This window comes from Klebsiella sp. D5A, assembly GCF_001620885.1.
Lineage (GTDB): Bacteria > Pseudomonadota > Gammaproteobacteria > Enterobacterales > Enterobacteriaceae > Klebsiella > Klebsiella variicola.
The window spans coordinates 64074-86299 of sequence record NZ_LOAR01000006.1 but is presented as its reverse complement, the minus strand read 5'-3'; the positions used below and the strand labels follow the sequence as shown (position 1 = coordinate 86299).

24 protein-coding genes are annotated in these 22226 nt (G+C 62.7%); 3 read left to right on the top strand and 21 right to left on the bottom strand.

Features of this window, described 5'->3' with window-relative positions:
* Positions 1-117 precede the first annotated feature (117 nt).
* Positions 118-558: a PTS sugar transporter subunit IIA gene (locus tag AS136_RS10060; protein WP_008807397.1), complete on the top strand. Its 441-nt coding sequence runs from the start codon at positions 118-120 to the stop codon at positions 556-558.
* Positions 559-616: 58 nt separating this feature from the next.
* The gene (locus AS136_RS10055; RefSeq protein ID WP_008807396.1) at positions 617-1870 is read left to right on the top strand and encodes a polysaccharide deacetylase family protein; all 1254 of its coding nucleotides are present in this window, start codon (positions 617-619) and stop codon (positions 1868-1870) included.
* Between the two features lie 35 nt (positions 1871-1905).
* Here AS136_RS10055 and panD read toward each other — a convergent pair whose 3' ends face one another.
* The 9 genes from panD to thpR form a co-directional block, all read right to left on the bottom strand.
* Complete coding sequence (panD, locus tag AS136_RS10050) at positions 1906-2286, bottom strand: aspartate 1-decarboxylase (RefSeq protein ID WP_004204397.1); 381 nt, start codon at positions 2284-2286, stop codon at positions 1906-1908.
* A 93-nt stretch (positions 2287-2379) separates the two neighbouring features.
* On the bottom strand, positions 2380-3234 hold the full coding sequence (gene panC / locus AS136_RS10045) for a pantoate--beta-alanine ligase (RefSeq protein ID WP_008807394.1): 855 nt from the start codon (positions 3232-3234) through the stop codon (positions 2380-2382).
* Positions 3235-3245: 11 nt separating this feature from the next.
* Positions 3246-4037 carry a 3-methyl-2-oxobutanoate hydroxymethyltransferase gene (gene panB, locus AS136_RS10040; RefSeq protein WP_012542832.1) on the bottom strand — a complete coding sequence of 264 codons (792 nt, stop codon included), beginning with the start codon at positions 4035-4037 and terminating at the stop codon, positions 3246-3248.
* Between the two features lie 119 nt (positions 4038-4156).
* A complete protein-coding gene (folK, locus tag AS136_RS10035) occupies positions 4157-4636 on the bottom strand; it encodes a 2-amino-4-hydroxy-6-hydroxymethyldihydropteridine diphosphokinase (RefSeq protein ID WP_012542831.1) in 480 nt (159 codons plus the stop codon).
* Positions 4633-6027: a polynucleotide adenylyltransferase PcnB gene (gene pcnB, locus AS136_RS10030; protein ID WP_071582539.1), complete on the bottom strand. Its 1395-nt coding sequence runs from the start codon at positions 6025-6027 to the stop codon at positions 4633-4635. Before pcnB ends, folK begins: the two co-directional genes overlap by 4 nt.
* Before the next feature lie 62 nt (positions 6028-6089).
* On the bottom strand, positions 6090-6971 hold the full coding sequence (gluQRS, locus tag AS136_RS10025; protein ID WP_023322074.1) for a tRNA glutamyl-Q(34) synthetase GluQRS: 882 nt from the start codon (positions 6969-6971) through the stop codon (positions 6090-6092).
* A gap of 59 nt (positions 6972-7030) precedes the next feature.
* The gene (dksA, locus tag AS136_RS10020; protein WP_007749299.1) at positions 7031-7486 is read right to left on the bottom strand and encodes an RNA polymerase-binding protein DksA; all 456 of its coding nucleotides are present in this window, start codon (positions 7484-7486) and stop codon (positions 7031-7033) included.
* A gap of 162 nt (positions 7487-7648) precedes the next feature.
* On the bottom strand, positions 7649-8365 hold the full coding sequence (sfsA, locus tag AS136_RS10015; protein WP_008807388.1) for a DNA/RNA nuclease SfsA: 717 nt from the start codon (positions 8363-8365) through the stop codon (positions 7649-7651).
* On the bottom strand, positions 8365-8901 hold the full coding sequence (thpR, locus tag AS136_RS10010) for an RNA 2',3'-cyclic phosphodiesterase (RefSeq protein ID WP_008807387.1): 537 nt from the start codon (positions 8899-8901) through the stop codon (positions 8365-8367). The genes sfsA and thpR overlap by 1 nt, the downstream gene beginning before the upstream one ends.
* 72 nt (positions 8902-8973) lie before the next feature.
* Here thpR and hrpB point away from each other — a divergent pair, with 72 nt between their 5' ends.
* On the top strand, positions 8974-11403 hold the full coding sequence (gene hrpB / locus AS136_RS10005) for an ATP-dependent helicase HrpB (protein ID WP_023322075.1): 2430 nt from the start codon (positions 8974-8976) through the stop codon (positions 11401-11403).
* A gap of 46 nt (positions 11404-11449) precedes the next feature.
* Here the strand turns inward: hrpB and AS136_RS10000 are convergent, their stop codons facing one another.
* Genes AS136_RS10000 through pulD form a run of 12 tightly spaced genes read right to left on the bottom strand, consistent with a single transcriptional unit; the run spans position 11450 to position 22219 of the window.
* On the bottom strand, positions 11450-12250 hold the full coding sequence (locus AS136_RS10000; RefSeq protein WP_023322076.1) for a prepilin peptidase: 801 nt from the start codon (positions 12248-12250) through the stop codon (positions 11450-11452).
* Complete coding sequence (locus tag AS136_RS09995) at positions 12247-12993, bottom strand: type II secretion system protein N (protein ID WP_048267462.1); 747 nt, start codon at positions 12991-12993, stop codon at positions 12247-12249. The genes AS136_RS10000 and AS136_RS09995 overlap by 4 nt, the downstream gene beginning before the upstream one ends.
* Complete coding sequence (locus AS136_RS09990; RefSeq protein WP_012968921.1) at positions 12983-13468, bottom strand: type II secretion system protein M; 486 nt, start codon at positions 13466-13468, stop codon at positions 12983-12985. Before AS136_RS09990 ends, AS136_RS09995 begins: the two co-directional genes overlap by 11 nt.
* Positions 13461-14657: a type II secretion system protein GspL gene (gene gspL, locus AS136_RS09985; RefSeq protein ID WP_032738815.1), complete on the bottom strand. Its 1197-nt coding sequence runs from the start codon at positions 14655-14657 to the stop codon at positions 13461-13463. Before gspL ends, AS136_RS09990 begins: the two co-directional genes overlap by 8 nt.
* A complete protein-coding gene (gene gspK / locus AS136_RS09980; protein WP_023322079.1) occupies positions 14650-15630 on the bottom strand; it encodes a type II secretion system minor pseudopilin GspK in 981 nt (326 codons plus the stop codon). Before gspK ends, gspL begins: the two co-directional genes overlap by 8 nt.
* Positions 15627-16223 carry a type II secretion system minor pseudopilin GspJ gene (gene gspJ, locus AS136_RS09975; protein ID WP_008807379.1) on the bottom strand — a complete coding sequence of 199 codons (597 nt, stop codon included), beginning with the start codon at positions 16221-16223 and terminating at the stop codon, positions 15627-15629. The genes gspK and gspJ overlap by 4 nt, the downstream gene beginning before the upstream one ends.
* Positions 16220-16585 carry a type II secretion system minor pseudopilin GspI gene (gene gspI, locus AS136_RS09970; RefSeq protein ID WP_004894160.1) on the bottom strand — a complete coding sequence of 122 codons (366 nt, stop codon included), beginning with the start codon at positions 16583-16585 and terminating at the stop codon, positions 16220-16222. The genes gspJ and gspI overlap by 4 nt, the downstream gene beginning before the upstream one ends.
* Positions 16582-17097 carry a type II secretion system minor pseudopilin GspH gene (gene gspH, locus AS136_RS09965; protein WP_008807378.1) on the bottom strand — a complete coding sequence of 172 codons (516 nt, stop codon included), beginning with the start codon at positions 17095-17097 and terminating at the stop codon, positions 16582-16584. The genes gspI and gspH overlap by 4 nt, the downstream gene beginning before the upstream one ends.
* Positions 17097-17519, bottom strand: coding sequence for a type II secretion system major pseudopilin GspG (gene gspG, locus AS136_RS09960; RefSeq protein ID WP_002889054.1), 423 nt, complete (start codon positions 17517-17519; stop codon positions 17097-17099). Before gspG ends, gspH begins: the two co-directional genes overlap by 1 nt.
* Positions 17520-17539: 20 nt before the next feature.
* Positions 17540-18754 carry a type II secretion system inner membrane protein GspF gene (gspF, locus tag AS136_RS09955; protein WP_023322080.1) on the bottom strand — a complete coding sequence of 405 codons (1215 nt, stop codon included), beginning with the start codon at positions 18752-18754 and terminating at the stop codon, positions 17540-17542.
* A 1-nt stretch (position 18755) separates the two neighbouring features.
* On the bottom strand, positions 18756-20249 hold the full coding sequence (gene gspE, locus AS136_RS09950; protein ID WP_023322081.1) for a type II secretion system ATPase GspE: 1494 nt from the start codon (positions 20247-20249) through the stop codon (positions 18756-18758).
* Positions 20246-22219 (bottom strand): GspD family T2SS secretin variant PulD, encoded by a 1974-nt coding sequence (gene pulD / locus AS136_RS09945; RefSeq protein WP_162493344.1) that lies wholly within the window; start codon positions 22217-22219, stop codon positions 20246-20248. The genes gspE and pulD overlap by 4 nt, the downstream gene beginning before the upstream one ends.
* Positions 22220-22226 lie beyond the last annotated feature (7 nt).

Sequence of the window (22226 nt, the reverse complement as noted above, 5' to 3'; positions counted from 1 at the left end):
ATCACGGTTAGCGCTTCCTGATGCCAATACGCGAAGCGCTAACCGCTTATCTTTGACCGCCATCACCGATACGCCATCCTCCCCTTGCTACATTGTTGGCTGGCTAAGGAGGGAAGCATGCTTGGTTGGGTCATTACCTGCCACGATGAGCTGGCGCAGGAGATGCTGGATCGTCTTGAACGAAAATTTGGTCCGCTGGCCCAGTGCCGGGCGGTCAATTACTGGCGCAATCTCAGCAGTAATATGTTGAGCCGGATGATGTGCGATGCGCTGCATGCCACCGACTCCGGGGACGGAGTCATTTTCCTGACCGACAGAACCGGCGCGGCGCCTTATCGGGCCGCGGCGTTGATGAGCCACAAACATACCCACTGCGAAGTGATCTCCGGCGTCAGCTATTCATTACTTGAGCGAATGTATCTGCTGCGGAACACGTTAAGCAGCGAGGCGTTTCGCCAGGCCATCGTCAGCGCAGGCGGGCCGATGGTGAGCAGCCTGTGGCATCAGCAGCAGAAGAATCCCCCGTTCCGCTTGCGCCATGATACCTTCGGAAATTAAGCAGCGTGACAGATGCTGCTTTTGTTACAATAACTGCCGTTGATGGTTTACCGGTTCGATGCGCATGCTTGCCCGATTTTTTACACTGCTTCTTTTACTGACCTCGCTCAGCGCTTCCGCCAGTCTGCTTAGCCAGCAGGGCAAGCCTGTACACTATATGCAGACCACCGAAGATGCGGTCATCTGGGCGCAGGTGGGGAATCATGTGGTCAGCGTCGGCAATGTGCGTGCCGGGCAGATCCTCGCGGTCGTCCCGACGGCGGCTGACTATTATGAATTTCGCTTCGGCTTCGGCACCGGGTTTATTGATAAAGGCCACCTCGAGCCGGTACAGGGTAAGCAGCGAGTGGAGGACCGACTGGGGGATCTCAATAAACCGTTGAGTAACCAGAATTTGCTCACCTGGAAAGATACGCCGCTCTACAACACACCCGCCGTGAGCAGCGTGCCGTTTGGTACGCTGGCCACTAACCTGCGCTATCCGATCCTCAGCAAGCTAAAAGACCGGCTCAATCAGACCTGGTTTCAGATCCGCATTGGCGACCGGCTGGCGTGGGTCAGCAGTCTGGATGCACAGGAAGATAATGGTATTCCCGTACTGACCTATCATCACATTCTGCGCGACGAAGAGAACACCCGTTTCCGCCATACCTCGACCACCACCTCGGTACGCGCCTTCAACAACCAGATGACCTGGCTGCGCGATCAGGGCTATACCACGCTGACCCTGTATCAGCTGGAAGGCTATGTGCGTAATAAAATCAACCTTCCGGCGCGGGCAGTGGTCATCACCTTCGATGACGGCCTGAAATCGGTAAACCGTTACGCCTATCCGGTACTAAAGCAGTACGGTTTTCATGCCACCGCGTTTATTATCTCCTCGCGTATTAAGCGCCATCCGCAGAAATGGGATCCGAAATCGCTGCAGTTCATGAGTATTTCTGAACTCCGGCAGATCCAGGATGTTTTTGATATTCAGTCGCATACCCACTTCCTGCATCGGGTTGACGCCGGCCGCCGGCCGATTTTATTCAGCCGCAATTACCATAATATTCTGTTTGATTTCGCCCGCTCGCGCCGGGCGCTCAGCCAGTTTAATCCGCATGTTCTCTACCTTTCCTATCCCTTCGGCGGCTATAACGCCACGGCGGTGCAGGCGGCGAATGACGCCGGGTTTCATATGGCGGTGACGACGGTGCGTGGGAAGGTGAAGCCGGGGGACAATCCGTTTCTGCTAAAGCGGTTATATATCTTACGCACGGATTCGCTGGAGACGATGTCGCGGCTGATCAGTAACCAGCCGCAGGGGTAATACCGGCGCTGTGCCTGAGCGCAGCGCCGCGGTCATCAGGCGACCTGCACCGGAATGGCTTTCGCCTGGCGCTTCATTTCATTGTCGCCTTCGAAGTAGGCGATGTTGGGCTGCCAGCGGCGCGCCTCTTCGTCCGACATGGTGACGAAGCTGGCGATGATCAGGATATCGCCGACGCTGGCGCAGTGCGCGGCGGCGCCGTTGACGGAGATGATTCTGGAGCCCCGCTCGGCGGCAATGGCGTAGGTGGAGAAACGGTTGCCGTTGGTGACGTTCCAGAGGTGAATGGTTTCATTCTCCAGAATACCGGCCGCATCCAGGAAATCCTGGTCAATGGCGCATGAACCTTCATAGTGCAGGTCAGCCTGCGTGACTTTTACGCGGTGGAGCTTGCCCTGCAGCATATTACGCATCATAACTTCTACCCTTCAACCTTAATGTAGCAGAGCGGACAGGTCGTCCGCCCTGAGAAAAGCCCGGGCAAGTATTGCCCGATTTTTACCCGCTGTCTACTGACCGAGCGTGACGATCTGGTTGTCGATCAGGCGGGCCTGACCCAGCCAGGCGGCCATCAGGATCACCGCGCGCTGGCTGGCATCCGTCAGCTCAAGCAGGGTGTCGGCATCGCGGATCTGAATGTCGTCGGCGCGGAAGCCTTTTTCATTCAGCTCCTGTTCAGCGATAGCGATGATCTCATCGAGCTGGCGATCGCCGGCGGCCAGTTTTTCCGCCACCGCGCTCAGCACTTTGTAGAGGCCGGGAGCGATTTTGCGCTGGTCGGCGGTCAGGTAGCCGTTACGCGAGCTCAGCGCCAGGCCATCTTTCGCGCGGACGATTGGCACGCCGATAATCTCGATATCGTAGCCCATGTCGGCGACCATCTTGCGGATCAGCGCCAGCTGCTGAAAGTCTTTCTCGCCGAAGCAGGCGACGTCCGGCTGAACCAGATTGAACAGCTTACTGACGATGGTCGACACGCCGCGGAAGTGGCCCGGGCGGCTGGCGCCTTCCAGCATAGTGGACAGGCCGGGGACGTCGACGTAGGTCTGGCCTTCGGTGCCCTGGGGATAAACTTCCGCCGGCGTCGGCGCGAAGACAAAGTCGACATGGCGCTTGTTCAGCTTTTCGCAATCATCCTGCAGGGTACGCGGATAGCGCGCCAGGTCGTCGGCGCGGTCAAACTGCATCGGATTGACGAAAATACTGACCACCACCACGTCCGCGCTGGCTTTAGCCTCATCAACCAGCTTCATATGACCATCATGCAGGTTGCCCATCGTCGGAACCAGCGCGATACGCTTACCTTCCTGACGCAGACGGCGGATATGCTGACGCAGCAGCAGCACGGATTCAATAATCAGCACAACAAGACTCCTTAATGGAAACTGTGTTCTTCGCCCGGATAGACCCCGGATTCAACTTCGGCAATATACTGCCGTACCGCGGCGCGGATGTCGCCCGCTTCGGCAAGGAAATTCTTGGCGAATTTAGGGATGTGGCCGCCGGTGATCCCGAATGCGTCATGCATCACCAGGATCTGCCCGTCGGTGACGTTGCCCGCGCCGATGCCGATCACTGGAATGGTCAGGGCGTCGGTAATGCGTTTCGCCAGTTCTACCGGGACGCACTCCAGCACCAGCAGCTGCGCGCCAGCCGCTTCCAGCGCTAATGCGTCGTCAAACAGGGTCTGCGCTGCATCGCCGCGCCCCTGCACTTTATACCCGCCGAATACGTTTACCGACTGCGGCGTGAGGCCGAGGTGGCCGCAAACCGGCACCGCGCGTTCCGCCAGCATCTTCACGGTATCGGCCAGCCAGGCGCCGCCTTCGAGTTTGACCATATTGGCGCCAGCGCGCATCACGATGGCCGCATTTTCGAAGGTCTGTTCGGGGGTGGCGTAGGCCATGAACGGCAGGTCGGCAAGCAGCAGGCTGTTCGGCGCACCGCGGCGGACGGCGCGGGTGTGATAGGCGATATCTTCCACGGTGACCGGCAGGGTGGAGTCGTGACCCTGTACCGTCATTCCCAGGGAATCGCCCACCAGCAGCACATTAATGCCTTCATCGGCGAACAGCTTCGCGAAGCTATGGTCGTAGGCGGTAATGGTGGCAAAGCGCTTCTTTTCCTGTTTGCATTTCTGCAGCAGGGCAATGGTGGTCGGTTTCATAACATTTCCTGATGATGAAAGTCATATTAACCGGCATTCTAACAGCAGCATTCAGAGGGGCAATGATTTTGGGCAACCGATTACGACGATCGCCGCAAATGCTAAAAAAGGAGAGGGGATTACCAGCTCGCGGGTTTTTCCGCGCCCAGATCATCCAGCACGGCGCGCAGCGCAGGGCCGTCAGGAAAATGGAGATCCGGAGCGATCTCGAACAGCGGCCAGAGCATAAAGCCGCGGTTTTTCATATCATAGTGCGGAACGGTCAGGCGCGGGCTATTGATGACCTCATCGCCAAACAGCATGATGTCGAGGTCGAGCGTGCGCGGTCCCCAGCGTTCAGCTTTGCGCACCCGACCCTGCTGCAGCTCGATGCGCTGAGTGTGATCGAGCAGCGCATCGGGCGCCAGGGTGGTTTCCAGCGCGACGGCGGCGTTGAGATAGTCCGGCTGATCCTGCGGGCCCAGCGGCGGCGTGCGGTAGAACGAAGAGACGTTCACCACGCGGCTGTGCGGAATATCGCCCAGCGCGCGGATGGCTGCCTGCACCTGCTCCAGCGGAGAAGCAAGGTTACTGCCAAGCGCGATATAGACCAGGGTCATGCGTTACCCTGACGCGGCGCGCGTTTGCGCGGACGACGGTGGCGACGGCGTGGCGCCGGATCGTCCCCGAGGTCGTTGAGCATGTCTTTTTGTTCCGGCGGCGCGGCGACCTGGAATTCGCCCCACCATTTGGTCAGACGCTGCAGTTCGCTGTTGTTTTCCGCCCCGGCGCGCAGCTCCAGCAGATCGTAGGCGGCACGGAATTTCGGATGCTCCATCAGTTTCCAGGCGCGTTTGCCCTGGCGACGGGACATGCGCAGCTGCAGCTGCCAGATATCACGAATAAGGGTAGTGATGCGTTTAGGGATCGCCAGCGTACGGCAGGCTTCGTCCAGGACATCGTTCATCGCCAGAGCGAAGGCATCGTAGTATGCCAGGCCGCTCTCCTGGGCGATTTTTTGCGCCGTCTCCAGCAGCGGATACCAGAACATCACCGCGAAGAGGAAGGCCGGATTGACGCGCATGTCGTTATGAATGCGGTTATCGGTGTTCTTCAGCACCTGGCTGATGATCCGTTCCATCGGGCTGTCGCCGCGTTCGGTAAAGTAGCGGGTGATGGTCGGGAACAGCGGCTGGAACAGGTTGTATTCGCGCAGCAGCATGTAGGTCTGGTAGCCATACCCGGCCTGCAGCAGCTTAAGCACCTCTTCAAACAGGCGTGCCGGCGGCACGTCGTGGAGCAGGGTGGCCAGGCGCGGCAGCGGTTCAGCCGTTTCCGGGCTGATACGCATATCCAGCTTGGCGGCAAAGCGCACCGCGCGCAGCATGCGTACCGGATCTTCGCGATAGCGGGTTTCCGGATTGCCGATCAGGCGGATCACGCCGTCCTGCAGATCCTTCATGCCGCCGACGTAGTCGCGAACGGTAAAGTCAGCCACGCTGTAATAAAGGCTATTGATGGTGAAGTCGCGACGCTGGGCATCCTCTTCGATCGAGCCGAAGATGTTATCCCGCAGCAGCATGCCATTCTGGCCCTGCTGGGAGGTCACGCGATCGGTGGTGTGCCCTTCGTGGTGGCCGCGGAAGGTGGCCACTTCAATGATTTCCGGCCCGAACATGACGTGCGCCAGGCGGAAACGTCGCCCGACCAGACGGCAGTTGCGGAACAGCTTGCGCACCTGATCCGGTGTGGCGTTGGTGGTGACGTCAAAATCTTTCGGCTTTTTGCCAAGCAGCAGGTCGCGGACACCGCCGCCGACCAGCCAGGATTCGTAGCCTGCCTTGTTGAGGCGGTACATGACCTTGAGGGCGTTTTCACTGATATCTTTGCGGGAAATAGCATGCTGCTCACGCGGGATCACCGTCATAGGCATGGGTTCGACGGCGGCTTCTGCCTCGCGCTCCTCACGGCTTAGCACCTTACGGCAAAAATTAGCGACTCGGGTAAAAATGGTGCACCTCGTAGTGTCAGACGGACTTCAGATCAACTGTACAGTATAAAAATAGCGGCTAATCATAGCTCAGCGGGAGCCATTTGAGAATGCTCGATTTTTGCGGGCTGCCAGTTGGCGACGGCCTGACTGAGTAAATCGTCCATGCTCAGGGCTTGCCAGTCCTGGGCGATGTCCTGATTAAGAAACCGGAGCGCCCGGACAATTTCGGGGCGCGGATCGCCTTCCGGCAGCGCCGGTGCGTGGTTTTGTTTAGAGAGTTTATTCCCGTCAGCATTGAGGGCCAGCGGCAGATGGAGGTAGTCCGGCGCCTGCCAGCCAAAATGCTGATACAGTGAAATCTGCCGGACCGTCGGCTCAATCAGGTCAGCGCCGCGGACGATCTCGGTGATCCCCTGAAAGTGGTCATCAACCACCACCGCCAGATTGTAGGCAAACAGGCCGTCGCGACGGTGGATAATAAAATCCTCGCGCGCCAGCGGCTCGTTGGCGACCAGCGTGCCGCGCAGGCGATCGGTGAACTGCAGCACCGGACGGGTCTGGCGCAGGCGCAGCGCGGCGTTTTCCGCCCCCAGCCCGAGGTCGCGGCAGTGACCATCGTAGATCCCGCCTACGGCATGGATCCGCGCGCGGGTGCAGGTGCAGTAATAGCTCAGCCCTTGTTCACCCAGCCAGGCCAGCGCCTCGCGGTAAGCTTCATGTCGTTGCGACTGCCAGAGCACCTCGCCGTCCCAGTGCAGACCGTAGTGGTCAAGCTGGCGCAGAATGGTGTCGGCGGCCCCGGGGACTTCGCGCGGCGGGTCGATATCTTCAATACGAACGCGCCAGATACCCTGGTTCGCGCGGGCTTGCAGGTAGCTGCCGAGCGCGGCAATCAAAGAGCCGAAGTGGAGTTCACCGGAGGGGGAGGGAGCAAAGCGCCCAATATAGCGTGAGTCAGTCATGTTACGGACAACAGAACCAGGCGGGAGAGACTCCCGCCAGAGAGTGAGGCAGCAGGGGATTAGCCCGCCATCTGTTTTTCGCGAATTTCCGCCAGGGTTTTGCAGTCAATGCACAGATCCGCAGTCGGACGCGCTTCCAGACGGCGAATGCCGATCTCCACGCCGCAGGATTCGCAGTAGCCGAAGTCTTCATCTTCAACTTTTTTCAGCGTTTTCTCGATCTTTTTGATCAGTTTACGTTCGCGGTCGCGGTTACGCAGTTCCAGGCTGAACTCTTCTTCCTGGGCGGCACGGTCTACCGGATCCGGGAAGTTAGCAGCTTCATCCTGCATGTGCGTTACGGTGCGATCCACTTCATCCCTGAGTTGATTACGCCATGCTTCAAGAATACGCTTGAAGTGCGCCAGCTGGGCTTCGTTCATATACTCTTCGCCCGGTTTCTCTTGGTACGGCTCCACCCCAGCGATGGCGAGAATACTCAGGGACGATGTTTTACGGTTTTGCCCTTCTTGCATGTTGCTTCTCCTTAACACGCACTATCGATCCCCATGTGGGGGAAAATCAGGCCGCTATAAATAGCAGATGCTTTTCCGGATAGCAATTATCTAAACGTTACACTTGACAACCCTGTGAAGAAAAGCGTATTCGCGCTTGCGACCCGAACACTATTTAGCCACTTATTTCCCGGGGTTTAACACCACGGCAATCGGCTTATTCAGAGTCATCTTCGTCGTAGAAAGTTCCGCCTTCCAGGCGAGAATTTCCACCCCCTTGTCGCGGGCTTCTGTTAACAGCTGTGCGTATCTGGCATCAATATGATGCGCGGGAGAGAAACGGTCAATTGCCGAATGCAAAACGGCAAATAAAATCACCGCACGGTCGCCATTTGCCGCGACGGCCATCAGCTCCCGCAGGTGCTTCTGGCCGCGCGTGGTCACCGCATCGGGAAAATAACCGTATTCTTTCTCCGCCAACGTAACCGATTTCACTTCAATATAGCAGTTTTGTCGGTCATCTGCCTGTAACATAATATCGATACGGCTATTCTCTTCGCCATATTTCACTTCGCTTTTCAGCTGGTTATAGCCGGAAAGCTCAGGGATTATTCCGGCGGAAATCGCCTCTTTTGCCAGCGAATTCGCGCGCAGCGTATTGACGCAAATAACCGCGCCCTGTTGCGTTTCAGTTAATTCCCAGGTGTGGGCATATTTGCGCTTCGCATTGTCAGAAGTGGAATACCAGACGGTGTCGCCCGGGGCGGCGCAACCGGTCATTGCGCCGGTATTGGGGCAGTGAAGCGTCAGCTCACGGCCATCGGGGGTAACCACGTCAGCAAGAAATCGTTTGTAACGTTTAAGCAAAATAGCGGGCTGTAACGGCGGATCAAACTGCATCAACTTTCCTTATGAAACGGATAACGTTCCAGCGCCGTGTAGCGCGTGCGCCCCCGGCCGAAGCTGGACTCATAGAGCACGAACTCGTTCACTGGAAACGACCAGTGAAAGCCGGGAGCCGGGATCGGCACCGCCTGGCGGGCATCGCGCCACAGGGTAATATGCGGATGAAACGGCTGCGGGCTCTGATAGCAGCCGCTGCGCGCCGCCTGAGCGCGCAGCATACTGGCGAGCTGCAGCAGGCCGCGCGGCGGCTGACGGGTCCCGAGCCAGACCACTCGCGAGCGCAGCCACTGTCCGGCATCGTCCAGCGTCAGGGTAAAGCCCGGCTGGCGGAGGCGGCCGGCGAGGGCGGCCAGCGCCCGCTGTTTTTCCGCGCTCACCTCGCCGAGAAACGCCAGCGTCAGATGGAGGTTATCCGCCGCGACGGGCCTGCCGGCATCCTCGGGGAAGTGGCTTGCCCGCCACTGGACGATCTGTTTCTGGACGGCAGACGGCAGTTCAAGCGCAAAAAACAGCCTTTTCGGCTCAGACATGATAGAGACTCGGTAATGAATTAGGGGGATGCTACAATGCGAGCCCCTGAATGTTAACCCCCGGAGCCTTTTGTGTCCTCATTGCCGGTTGCCGCCGTCCTCCCAGAACTGTTATCCGCCCTGCAGCACGCGCCGCAGGTTTTGCTCAACGCGCCGACCGGCGCCGGGAAATCGACCTGGCTGCCGCTGCAGATCCTCGCCGAGGGCAACATCGCGGGACGCATTATCCTGCTGGAGCCGAGGCGCCTGGCGGCGCGTAATGTCGCGCAGCGGCTGGCTGAACTGCTTGGCGAAAAGCCGGGGGAGACCGTGGGTTACCGCATGCGCGCCGAAACCTGCGTCGGGCCGCAGACCCGCCTGGAGGTGGTTACGGAGGGGATCCTGACGCGCATGATCCAGCGCGATCCGGAGCTGGCGGGTGTGGGGCTGGTGATCCTCGATGAGTTTCACGAGCGTAGCCTGCAGGCGGATCTGGCGCTGGCCTTGCTGCTCGACGTCCAGCAGGGATTGCGTGACGATCTCAAGCTGCTGATCATGTCGGCGACCCTCGATAACGATCGCCTGCAGCGTCTGCTGCCTGAGGCGCCAGTGGTGGTCTCGGAGGGACGCGCTTATCCGGTGGAGCGCCGTTTCAACCCGCTTCCCACGCACCAGCGCTTTGATGAGGCGGTGGCGGTGGCGGCAGCGGAGCTGTTGCGACATGAGCAGGGATCGATGCTGCTGTTTCTGCCCGGCGTCGGTGAGATCCAGCGCGTTCAGGAACAGCTGACGGAGCGCGTGGCGGAGGATGTCATCCTCTGCCCGCTGTACGGCGCGCTGCCCCTAAGCGAGCAGCGCAAAGCGATCCTCCCGGCGCCGGCCGGGAAGCGCAAAGTGGTGCTGGCCACCAATATCGCCGAGACCAGTCTGACCATCGAGGGGATCCGCCTGGTGGTCGACAGCGCCCAGGAGCGGGTCGCCCGCTTTGACCCGCGCACCGGCCTGACCCGGCTGGTGACGCAGCGCATCAGCCAGGCATCGATGACGCAGCGTGCCGGACGCGCCGGTCGTCTCTCTCCGGGGATCTGCCTGCATTTGCTCGGCAAAGAACAGGCGGAACGGGCGGCGGCGCAGAGCGAGCCGGAGATCCTGCACAGCGATCTGTCGGCGCTACTGCTGGAGCTGCTGCAGTGGGGCTGCCACGATCCGGCCGCGCTGGCCTGGCTGGATCAGCCGCCCGCGGTGAACCTGGCCGCCGCGCGCCGCCTGCTGGAGGCGCTCTCGGCGCTGGACGGCGAGCGGCTGTCGGCGTTTGGCCGCAAAATGGCGACCCTCGGCAACGAGCCCCGGCTGGCGGCGATGCTGGCCGCCGCGCAGACCGATGACGAGGCGGCGACGGCGGCCAGGCTGGCGGCGATCCTTGAGGAGCCTCCGCGCGGCGGGCTGGTGGATTTGGGCGCCGTCTTTTCCCGTCAGCAGGCCAACTGGCAGCAGCGGGCGCAGCAGCTGATGAAGCGTCTGGCCCGCCGCGGCGGCCAGCCCGATGCCGGAGGAATGGCGGGGTTGCTGGCGTCGGCCTTCGCCGATCGCATCGCCCGCCGCCGCGGTCAGGAGGGGCGCTACCAGCTGGCGAACGGCATGGGCGCGATGCTGGACGCCGACGACGCGCTGGGCCGCCATGAGTGGCTGATCGCTCCGCTGCTGCTGCAGGGCAGCGCCTCGCCGGATGCCCGCATGCTGTTGGCTCTGCCAGTGGATATCGGCGAGCTGATCGCCGCCCGTCCCGAGCTGGCGCAGCGTTCCGACACGGTGGAGTGGGATGAAGCGCAGGGGACGCTGAAAGCCTGGCGGCGGACGGTGATAGGCCAGTTGGTGATCAAGACCCAGCCGCTGGCGAAGCCCTCTGAGGCGGAGCTGCATCAGGCGATGCTCAACGGTATTCGTGAGAAAGGCCTCGGTGTGCTCAACTGGACGCCAGAGGCTGAGCAGCTGCGACTGCGGCTGCAGTGTGCGGCGCAGTGGTTGCCGGAAGAGGCGTGGCCCGCGGTGGATGACGCTTCGCTGTTGGCCTCGCTGGAGGCATGGCTGCTGCCGCAGATGAACGGCGTTCACTCGCTGCGGGCGCTGAAGGCACTGGATCTGCGTCAGGCGCTACAGGACTGGCTGCCGTGGCCGCTGCGCCAGAAGCTGGATCGCGAGCTGCCGACGCACTATACCGTGCCGACCGGCAGCCGTCTGGCGATCCGTTACCATGCGGAGAACCCGCCAGCGCTGGCGGTACGTATGCAGGAGATGTTCGGCGAGGCCACGACGCCGGTTATCGCCGAGGGGCGGGTGCCGCTGGTGCTGGAGCTGCTGTCGCCCGCCCAGCGTCCGCTGCAGATCACCCGCGATCTGAGCGCCTTCTGGCAGGGAAGCTACCGCGAGGTGCAAAAAGAGATGAAGGGACGCTACCCGAAACACGTCTGGCCGGACGATCCGGCCAACACCGCCCCGACCCGGCGCAGCAAAAAATATTCGTAGTCGGCTGGCCGGGCGGTATCCTGCCCGGCCAGGCGGGCAGTAACCGCTAGACCATCTGCTGCCAGAGAAAAATGCCCCCTCCGGCCAGCGCCAGCCAGGGGCCGAAGGCCAGCGGCTGCTGCAGCGACTGCCGGGTCCACAGGCGCTGCAGCAGGGTCCACACCAGCCCGCAGGCCGAGGCGAGCAACAGCACCTGCGGCAGAACCTGCCAGCCGCACCAGGCGCCCAGCGCCGCCAGCAGCTTAAAATCGCCATAGCCCAGCGCCTCTTTCCCGGTCAGCAGGCGGAACAGCCAGTAGACCGACCACAGCGCCAGATAACCGGCCATCGCCCCGGCGACCGCGTCCGGCAGGGCAATGTACACCTCGTTAAGATTGAACAGCAGCCCGGCCCACAGCAGGGGCAGCGTCAGACGGTCGGGCAACAGCTGGGTCCGGGCGTCAATCCGCGCCAGCATCAGCAGGAACGAGAGCAGCAGCAGGCCGCCCGCCAGCGGCAGGCCCGGCGCGAGCAGCGCCCCGGCGAGGATAAACAGCAGGCCGGTGGCCAGCTCGGTCAGCGGATAGCTCCACGCGATGGGCGCCTGACAGCAGCGGGCGCGACGGCCCAGCCAGAGGAAACTGAGCAGCGGGATATTGTCCCGCCAGGCGATCGGCTGGCGGCACTGCGGGCAGGAGGAGCCCGGGGTGCTGAGGGTTATCCGCTCGTCGTCCGCGGTCTGGGTCAACATGCGCGGCAGACGATAGATCACCACGTTGTAAAAGCTGCCCAGCGCCAGGCCGAACAGCAGCAGGAAGCCATACCAGACAAGGGGAAAGTGCAGCGATAATGCCGTTAATATCGTCATTTTTGCTCCTGGGGTAACCATTTTCCCTGAATCTGCCACGGTGTGCGACCCGGCTCGTTTTTAGAGGCGGGGCGCGTCACCAGCAGCGCCAACAGCGGCGGCATTCCCTGCCGGGGCTGTAGCGTACCGCGAAACAGATAGCGGCCATCGGGCGACAGGGTCCCCTGGCCGCTGAGGCTCAGCTGATGAGAATCCTGGCGGAGGGTCAGCGCCACGGCGCCGTCCGCCGTACAGCGGAAGGTGCCATTAACCTGGGCCAGCTCCAGGCTGCCGACCGGGGAGTGCAGTCGGGCCTGACGCCACTGCGCGCCTCCGGCGGTGATTTGTCGGCAGCGCCCCTCGCTGAAGTGCGCTTCGGCCAGGCTGAAAGTGACCTCTCCCTCGGCGCTGACGGGCATGGTCGACATCAGCCAGCGGCTGAGCAGGCTGGCGGGGGCGGTGAGCCGCCCCTCCTGCAGGCGCAGATCGCGCAGGCCCCACAGCCGGGCCTGACCCTCCACACCGCGGGGATCGCTGAGAGAGACCTGCCAGCCAGCCAGGGTCAGCGACCACGCCAGTCGTTCAAGCCGTTCGCCATGCCAGTAGACCGGTTGCGCCGCGCCGCGCCAGACGCTGCCGCTGAGGCTGCCCACCTGTACGCCGGGCGGCAGCATCGGGACCAGCAGGCGCGCCGGGGCGGTAGCAGCCAGCCACAGCAGATAGAGGACCAGCAGCAGTCCGCCCGCGATCCCTTTAGCTTTCATCGTCGCGCTCCAGCAGCAGATGGTTGACCATAACCCAGCCGGGCCGCGACGGCTGCCCGGTCACGGACAGGGAGACCGCGTTGACGCCACGCATCGCCGGGGCGTCGAGCCACGCCATCAGCGCCTGGAAGGTGCAGGGCTGGAGGGTGACCTGCAGACGTTTTCCCTGCGGCTGCAGGCGGGCGACGGCCAGCCCGTGGCTCGCCGCCTCGCGCATCACCAGGGCGGTGAGCGCCTCTTTTGCCGTCGGCGTGGGCTGCTGGCTGAGCTGCTGCAGGCGCGGGCTCTGCTGCGTCATCCAGCGCAGGCTGGCCTGCTCTTTCATCAGGGTTTGTCGCCACTGCGCCTCACGGGCTCGCCAGGGCTGCCACAATCCGTACCAGAGGGCGCATACCACCAGCAGCCCCGCGAGTCCGAGCAGCAGGCGCTGTTCGGACGGCGTGCGCTGCCGCCACCAGATAAGCAGATTAGCCATTGTTTTCCTCCAGCGTCAGTTGTCCCTCAATGCCATCCGGTTTCGTGGTCATGTCGCCTGGCCGGACGCGAAACCGCGGCTGCGCCCGCTGGGTGAACTGCTCCAGCGCCCGGGAAGAGACCGCGGCGATATCCAACTGCAGACGGTTGCCCGCGGCATCCCAGCTCAGCGTCCGCAGGCGGATCCCCGGCGTGTCGCTGAGGATGTTTTGCAGCGCGTTGAGGCGATCGACGAGGGGGGCATGCTGCGCCTGACGGGTGAGGGTTTGCAGGTGTTGCTGCATCTGCAGTCGCGGATTAATCACCTTTTTCTCCGTCGGAAACCAGCGGTGATAGAAAGCCCGGCTGGCCTGCTGCGCCGCCTCGGCCTGACGCGCCAGATCGAGATGGTCCAGCACGCTGTTTGTCCCCACCAGTAACGCCAGAGCCAGTGCGGCATATTGCGCCGAACGCCAGGTCGCCTGTGCAGGCCGCCGCCGACGGACGGCAAACTCCCCCTGCAGCAGACTGAGCTGCTGCGTTGCCGGATAGCGTGCGGCAAGGGTCAGCAATGTCTGCGCAGGTTGCGCCCGCCAGACGCCCGGCGCCGCGGGCGGCGGTGAATAGCTGTCGATGACTGGTTCTTCCGCCTCGCTCTGCAGCAGCTCCGTCAGCCAGACGTTTTCCGCCGCCATGCCGCCCCACGGCTGGTGGCGGAACAGCCACTGCTCGTCCACCTGCACCGCGCTCCACGCTGGCGGATGCAAGGGCAGGGCCAGCACGTCGGGCGTCAACGCCAGGGGCCGAAGGGAGAGCGACTCGCAGCGGGCCAGCCAGTCGCGCATTTTTTGCCGCTGTACGGCGACGATCTCGCACTGCGCCTGCTGGCGGTGGAGCAGGGCAAAATGGGTGGCTTCGACATCGTCGGCCAGCTGCTCTTCGAGCAGGAATGGGGCGACCTGCAGCGGCGGTTTACGCAAGCCCGCCGGCAGGGTGAGCGAGTGAAACGCGCAGTCGCTGGCCGGGATCAGCACCCAGGCGGGGTAGTGCGCCGCCAGCGCCGGGAAAGGGCTGGCGTCGTCAGCCGGCCACCGGCCGCTGGCCTCGTGGTGTGGCTCGCCGGGGGCGAAGAGTTGCCAGTGCAGCGGCGCCAGCCCGGGGGCGAAGCGCACGATCAGCATGGCCTGGGGAGAAGCGTTAAACTTATTCATCGACCACCATAGAAAGTCCATATCGCCGCTGGACGACGGTAAACGTGCGCCCCTCCTGTTGCAGGACGCTGTGCAGCTGAAAGCGAAGATTGCCGGTCGCCACGGTAAAGGCGGCGATAAAGCGCGTGCTGTGCACCGTCAGCCAGGGGCGGGCAAGCGTGGTATCGGTTTTCTGCAGCGTCGGCTGCGCGAGAAACGCAGCGACGCTGCTCCACCCGGTTCGCGGGCGGTTGTGCAGCAGTTGTTGCGCCTCCTGCAGCGTCAGCTCGCCGGGAAAGAGGGCCACCAGCAGGGGGGCCTGGGAGGGCCGCAGGGTGTTGACATTGACCTGCAGCGCGTCATCCGGCTGGGCGCAGACGAAGGGGAGCAGGCGCTGATAGAGGGCGGCGTCCATACCCGCCAGCAGGCGCAGCTCGCTGACATCCTGCATCGGCTGGTTGGCGGCGAGATAGCCCGGGGTTTGCGCCATATAGACCTCATCCTCTGCTCCGTTCAGCCGCGGCTGGCCGTCGCTGTCCGTCCAGTCGCCAAGGGCGGCGGCGATCTGGCTGGCGCGCAGCGGCGATTCGCCGAGCAGCGCCAACAGCCGGACGAAGACGTCGGTCGGGTAGGGCGTTCCGCCGCTGGTTTCATCCGCGCGATGGTTGATGGCATTGAGGTTAAAGCAGGCGTGCCCGTCGCGGATCGTGGCGAGGATTTCGCCATCGTCGAGGGTAAAGCGGCGCCCCTCCTGCGCCCAGCTTTGCGCCAGGTTCGTTTGACTGGGTGAGTCCAGCGCGTCGCGTTGCAGGAGCGCGGCGGCCATGTTTTCCGCCGCCAGGGCGTACCATCTGGCCTGCAGATTATCGAGGGTCACGGCGGTATGCTGATACATGACCGCGGTGCGTTCGGTCATGGCGCTGGCGAGGATCATCATCAGGGCGAGGATGAACAGCACCATCAGGAGCGCGACGCCGCGTTGCCGATTTTTCACTGGCTGCCTCCCGGGGTGAGTAAAAACAGGCGGGTGATCTCCCCGCTGTTCGCCAGCGTCAGGGTGATCTCCAGCCCCTGCGGCAGCGTCTGCGAGCGATCCCAGGTCTCCTGCCAGCGTCCGTCGGCGTAGAAGCGCAGACGAAACGCCGTCACCTCGCGCAATACCACCCGAACCGTCGGCTGGCTGCCGGTCAGCGGATCCTGCTGATCGAAGCTCAGTCGCTCAAGCTGTTGCTGGCGCAGACGGTAGCTGACGTTCTGGATCTCCGAACGTGGGAGGATCCCCAGTGGGTTCGGCCAGCCGCTGCGGCTGAAGGCCAGCCCCCAGTCGTCGCTCTGCAACTGGAAACGTCCGGCGAAGAAAAGCGTGTCGCTGTTTCTGGCGCGACGGGGAATGATGTGCGTGACATCGTCGGCGATCTGGCGAAAGGCGCGCTGGAGGGCGGCGATCTGCTGGCTCTTCTCGCGGGTCAGGCCATCGGCGCGGATGACGTTCTGCAGCACCATCACGGCGGCGGCGCTAAGGACGGCGAGGATAGCCAGCGCCAGCAGCGTTTCAATCAGGGTGAAACCGCGCATTTTCGTTATCATGGCGGCGTCACCCAGGTGCGCAGGGTCGCCAGCGGCGCGGGATCGCTTTTTTGCCGCCGGACCTCCACGTCCAGCGCCCGCAGCTGCGGCAGCGCGGTTTCCACTCCCTGCCAGCGGACAAACCAGCGCGTTCCGGCGGCTTCCACGGTGGTTTCGGACCAGCTGAGGGCGGGCCAGCGTTTCTCCAGCCGCAGCTGCACCAGCTGATTATCCGCCAGCCAGCTGGCGAGGATTTTCTCTTCCATACGCCCAAGCTGGCGCGTCTGCTGCAGGGTGGACTGCATCACCGCCAGACCGGCGAGGGCGAAAATCACCAGCGCGACCATCACTTCGATAAGCGTCATCCCGGCCTGGCGTTTCATGGCTGCTCCCGCGCCGCCAGCGGCTGGCTGTCACCCTGGGCGTCGATGGTGATGCCCGTCGCGGCGTCAATCCGCAGCTGAAACGGTGTGACTTCGCCGCCTGGGAAGATCAGCACGTCGGGCTGCTCGCCTGGCGTCCACGCCTGGCCGTCGGGAAAGCGCAGCGTCAGCCTGGTCCGGGGGAGGGTTTCCGCCGTGGTGACGCGTCCGGCCTGCAGTGGCAGCCACTGCGCGTTGCCCCAGCGGTCATCAGCCGCCGCCGGAGCGTCTTCGTCGGCAGGCTGCAGGCGCATAAACTGCCAGCGGTCAGGGTGGATGACGATCCCGAAGAGCTGACCGGTTTGCTGCCCGCGCTCGCGGACAAAATCCAGCTGCGCCTGAAAGCGCGCCAGGATCTGCGTAGCCTCCTGGGTGCGGGCGGAGGGAAACGCCAGCAGCACCATGCTGGCGCTGACGCCAATCAGCAGCAGGACCAGCATCATCTCAAGGAGCGTGAAACCGCGCTGAGACACTATTTCTTCCCGAGGGTCCAGTTGCCGATGTCGTCATTGGTGTCGGGCATCCCGTCCGGGCCGACGCTGAAGACGTCGATGGCACCATGCTGACCCGGGCTTAACAGCTGATACTCATTTCCCCACGGGTCCTGCGGCAGGCGGCGGATATAGCCGCCTTCCGGGTAGTTGCGGGCGTGCGGCTCGGCGGCCGGGGCGGTCACCAGCGCCTGCAGTCCCTGCTCGGTGTTGGGGTAGCGGCTGTTGTCCAGTTTATACATATCCAGCGCCCCCTCGAGCGCCACCAGATCGCTGACGACTTTCTGGCGGTCCGCTTTCTCCTTGTTGCCCATCAGGTTGGGCACCACCAGGCTGGCGAGAATGCCGAGAATGACGATCACCACCATAATTTCCAGTAACGTGAAACCGCGTTGCCGTTGCATAGTTTTCTCCATTAATACAGTTACATACTCATAAGGGTGTTCAGTTGCAGGATCGGCTGCAGGATGGCCAGCACGATAAACAGCACCATGCCGGCCATGGTGACCACCAGCAGGGGTTCAAACAGACTGAGGGCCATCTGGATCTGCGCGCTCAGCTCCCGGTCCTGGTTCTCCGCCGCGCGCTCCAGCATCGCGGTCAACTCGCCGCTCTGCTCGCCGCTGGCGATCATGTAGCGCATCATCGGCGGGAACAGGGCGGTGGATTCCAGCGCCCGATGCAGACTGACGCCTTCGCGTACCGATTCGCTGGCCGCCGCCAGCTGGCTGCGCGCCCAGGCGTTGCTGAGGACGTCGGCGCTGATGCGCATCGACAGCAGCAGCGGCACCGCGCTGGCATTGAGAATGCTTAAGGTGCGGGCGTAGCGTGCGCTGTTCACGCTGCGGGCCACGCGGCCGATGACCGGCAGGCGCAGCAGCATCCGGTCCCAGGCGAGCCGCCGGGCGGGCTGGCGCAGCAGATAACGCAGCGTCAGCAGCGCCAGTAGCGACAGCAGCACCAGCCAGGGCCCCGCGCTGCGCACGATATCGCTCAGGCTCATCAGCAGCCGGGTGGAGAACGGCAGGGCCTGTTTCAGATGAACAAACTGCTCAACGACTTTTGGGACCACAGTGGAGAGCAGAATGGCGATCACGCTGATGGCGACCAGCGTCAGCACGATGGGATAGATCATCGCCTGCAGCAGGCGGGCGCGAAGCTGCTGGCGCTGCTCGGTATAGTCCGCCAGTCGGTTCAGCACGCCGTCGAGATGGCCGGAGGTTTCGCCAGCCGCCACCATGGCGCAGAACAGTCCATCGAAGCAGGCGGGATAGCCGCGCATCGCCTCCGCCAGCGAATGGCCTTCGAGTACTTTGCTGCGCACCCCGGCCATTAACGTTCTTAGCGGCGCCTTTTCGCACTGCTGGGCGACGGCATCGAGCGCCTTTTCCAGCGGGATCCCGGCGGCAACCAGGGTGGCCAGCTGACGGGTGAGCAGGGCTAAATCACCGGCGCTGGTGCGCCGGGTGAGGGATCCGCCGCGCCACAGCCGGCGCGCCGGGTCGGCGGCGGTCACTTCCAGCGCCAGCCAGCCGTTGTCCCGCAGCAGCTGGCGGGCGTGGCGGGCGGAGTCGGCCTGCTGAACGCCGCGGCGGGTTTTGCCCTGCGGGTCCAGTGCCTGATAGCGAAACAGGGCCATCTCAGACGCTTTCCGTCGTTTGCTGTTCGGTGACCCGCATCACCTCTTCCCAGCTGGTGATCCCCGCCAGCGCTTTGTCGCGTCCGGCATGGCGCAGGGTTTGCCAGGCTGGCCCCAGCTGCTGGATCAGGGTGATCTCATTCTCGCCGCGGTGGATGGCGGCGCGGACGCGGTCGTCAACCAGCAGCAGTTCATGAATACCGGTGCGTCCGCGATAGCCGATGAAATTACACTCCGGACAGCCTTTGGGCTGCCACAGCCGCGCGCCGACCGGGACCGCCATCTGCCGGGCGGTGTCGGCATCCGCCTGCGTGGGCTGACGACAGTGCGGGCACAGTTGGCGCACCAGCCGCTGCGACATCACCGCCAGCAGCGACGTGGAGAGTAAAAAAGGCTCCACGCCCATATCCTGCAGACGGGAAATGGCGCCCAGCGCGCTGTTGGTGTGCAGGGTCGACAGCACCAGGTGTCCGGTCAGCGAGGCCTGGACGGCGATCTGGGCGGTTTCGCCATCGCGGATTTCCCCCACCAGTACCACATCCGGATCCTGGCGCAGTATGGCGCGCAGGCCGCGGGCGAAAGTCATATCGACTTTGGCGTTGACCTGAGTCTGGCCGATGCCCTCCAGCTCATACTCCACCGGATCTTCAATGGTCATGATATTGCGTTCGTGGGCGTCGAGGCGGCTGAGGGCGGCATACAGGGTGGTGCTTTTCCCTGACCCGGTCGGCCCGGTGACCAGAATAATGCCGTGTGGCCGGGCGATCAGCGCGTCGACCCGATCGAGCAGAGCGGGGGGCATGCCCAACGTCAGCAGATCCAGGTTGACGCTGTTTTTGTCCAGCAGGCGCAGGACGACGCGTTCGCCGTGGCTGGAGGGGAGGGTGGAGACGCGCACGTCGATCGCCCGCCCGCCGATGCGCAGCGCCATCCGCCCATCCTGAGGGATCCGTTTTTCAGCAATATCCAGGCTGGCCATCACCTTGATACGCGAAATTAACAGCGCGGCCAGCCGCCGCTGCGGGCGCAGAATTTCGCGCAGCACGCCGTCGACGCGAAAGCGGATCTGCAGATGGCGCTCATAGGTTTCGATATGAATATCCGAGGCTTTCTCTTTGATGGCCTCGGTGAGCATGGCGTTGATCAGGCGTATGATCGGCGCGTCGTCCTCGCTGTCGAGCAGATCGTCGGTGTCCGGTAGCTCTTCGGCGAGGGTATAGAGGTCGAGCTCATTGCCGATATCGGCCATCATGCGGTGCGCTTCCGCCGAGTCGCGCTGATAGCTGAGCACCAGCACTTTCTCGAACGCGTCCGGAGCCAGACGGCTGACGCTCATCGGTCCGTCCGCCAGGCGACGCGCTTCCAGCAGCGCCCGGGCGGCGGTATCGGAGCGGCACAGCGCTTCGCAGCGTTCGCCGTCGCTGAGCAGCACAAGATGATGCGCGCGGGCCCAGGCAAAGGGCAGCAGCGGACGGCGTTCGGCGGCTGGCGTCATGGGCGGCCTCCGAGGTTAAAGGCGTCAATGGCGGCGCTGACCTGGCGGAAGGCCTGGGTCTCCTGCTTTGGATAGATGTGCAGCAGGTCATTACTGAGTGTCGCTTCGCTGCTGTCTTTGCCCCGCTGTTTGGTTTGCGCATTGTCGAATGCGGTGTACTGGCCGGAAGAGGCCTGACGGTACTCATCACGATCGCGAATGATGGTCGGACGGATAAACAGCATCAGGTTGCGTTTCGACACTTTCTTGCTCTCGGAGCGGAACAGGGCGCCGATCACCGGGATGTCGCCGAGCAGCGGCACTTTGTCGGCGGTATCGGTGACGCTTTTATCCAGCAGCCCGCCAACCACCACCGTTTCACCGCTGCCGACCAGCACGGCGTTATTCACCGTCCGGGTATTGAAGGTCGCGCCGAGATCGCTACTGGTGCTGGAGGCCGAGTCGGCGACGCTTGATACCTCCTGCTCAATCTCCAGCAGCACGGCATCGCCTTCGTTAATCTGCGGTTTCACCTTCAGCTTAATGCCGACGGTTTTGCGCTCGACGGTATTAAAGATGTTGTCGCCGGAAGTGGTTTGCGAGCCGGTTAATACCGGAACTTCCTGGCCGACGTTAAAGGTGGCTTGCATGTTGTCGAGGGTGACGATGCTGGGGGTGGCCAGAATATCGTTCTTGGTACTGCTGGAGAGGGCGGTGAGCAGCATCGCCCAGTTCCCCTGATAGAAGCCGGCGGCGATACCGTTAAACGAGCCCAGAGCGCTGGCCAGCGAGCTGCTGACGGTACCGTCTTTGTTGTATTGGTTGGCGCCAGCGATAACCGTGGAGATCGGCAGCCCGCTGTTGGTGAACTGGGTCATGCCGGCATTTTTATTGGCCCACTGGATACCGAGGTTGAGGCCGTCGGCATCCTGCACTTCGGCGATAATCGCCTCCACCAGCACCTGCGGGCGGCGGATATCGAGCTGGGCGATCACTCGCTCAAGATCGTTCATCACGTCCGGCGCCGCGGTGACGATCAGGGCGTTGGTCTGGCCGTGGGCTTTGATAATGATATTTTTGTCGATCGCGGCCACCGGTTTGGCGCTTTGCTTATCGTTCTGCAGTGAGCTGCTGATCCCGGTGAGGACCTCCACCAGATCGGCGGCTTTGGCGTACTTCAGGTAGATCACTTTGGTGTTGCCCTGCACCGCCTGCTGGCGGTCGAGCTGTTTGATCATGGCGATAATGCGCTGGCGCGAGTTCGGCTCGCCGCTGACCAGTACCGCGTTGGTGCGCTCATCGGCCACCACGTTCGCCACCATCGAGCCCGGCAGTGCCGACTTGCTGCTGTCTTTATTGAGCTCGGTAACCAGTTTGACCACCTCCGCGGCGGAGGCCCAGGAGAGGGGAACGGTCACCACGCTGCGATCCCCGGCGTTGTCGACGCGCTCGACAATGGTCAGCAGGCGTTTGATGACCGCTGCGCGGCCGGTCATCAGCAATACGTTGGAGGGCTCATAATGGACCACGCTGCCGGCGCCGGCGTTATCGTTCAGCTGGCGAAGCAGCGGGGCGAGATCGCGGGCGGCGACGTTGGTCAGGGGCACCACCCGGGTGACCACTTCATCGCCTTCGCCCGGTGCTGCCTCGCTGGCGACCGGGACGGCCGAGGTTTTCGCATCTTTAGCCCGCACCACCTTCAGTACGCCGTTATTCATATTGATCACGGCGAAGCCATACACATCCAGCACGCTAAGGAAGAATTGATAATATTGCTCTTCATTGAGCATATCGTAACTGCGTACGGTAATGGTGCCGCGCACGCTGGGATCGATAATCACCGTTTTATTCAGGTTTTTGCTGACGGTATTGATAAATTCCTGGATATCGGTGCCTTTAAAGCTGGCGGAAAATTCTTCTGCGATGGCCGGACGAAATAGCAGCGGCGTTAATATCAGCAGCACAGTCAGCATTTTCCGCAGTCGTTTTATGGTTGGC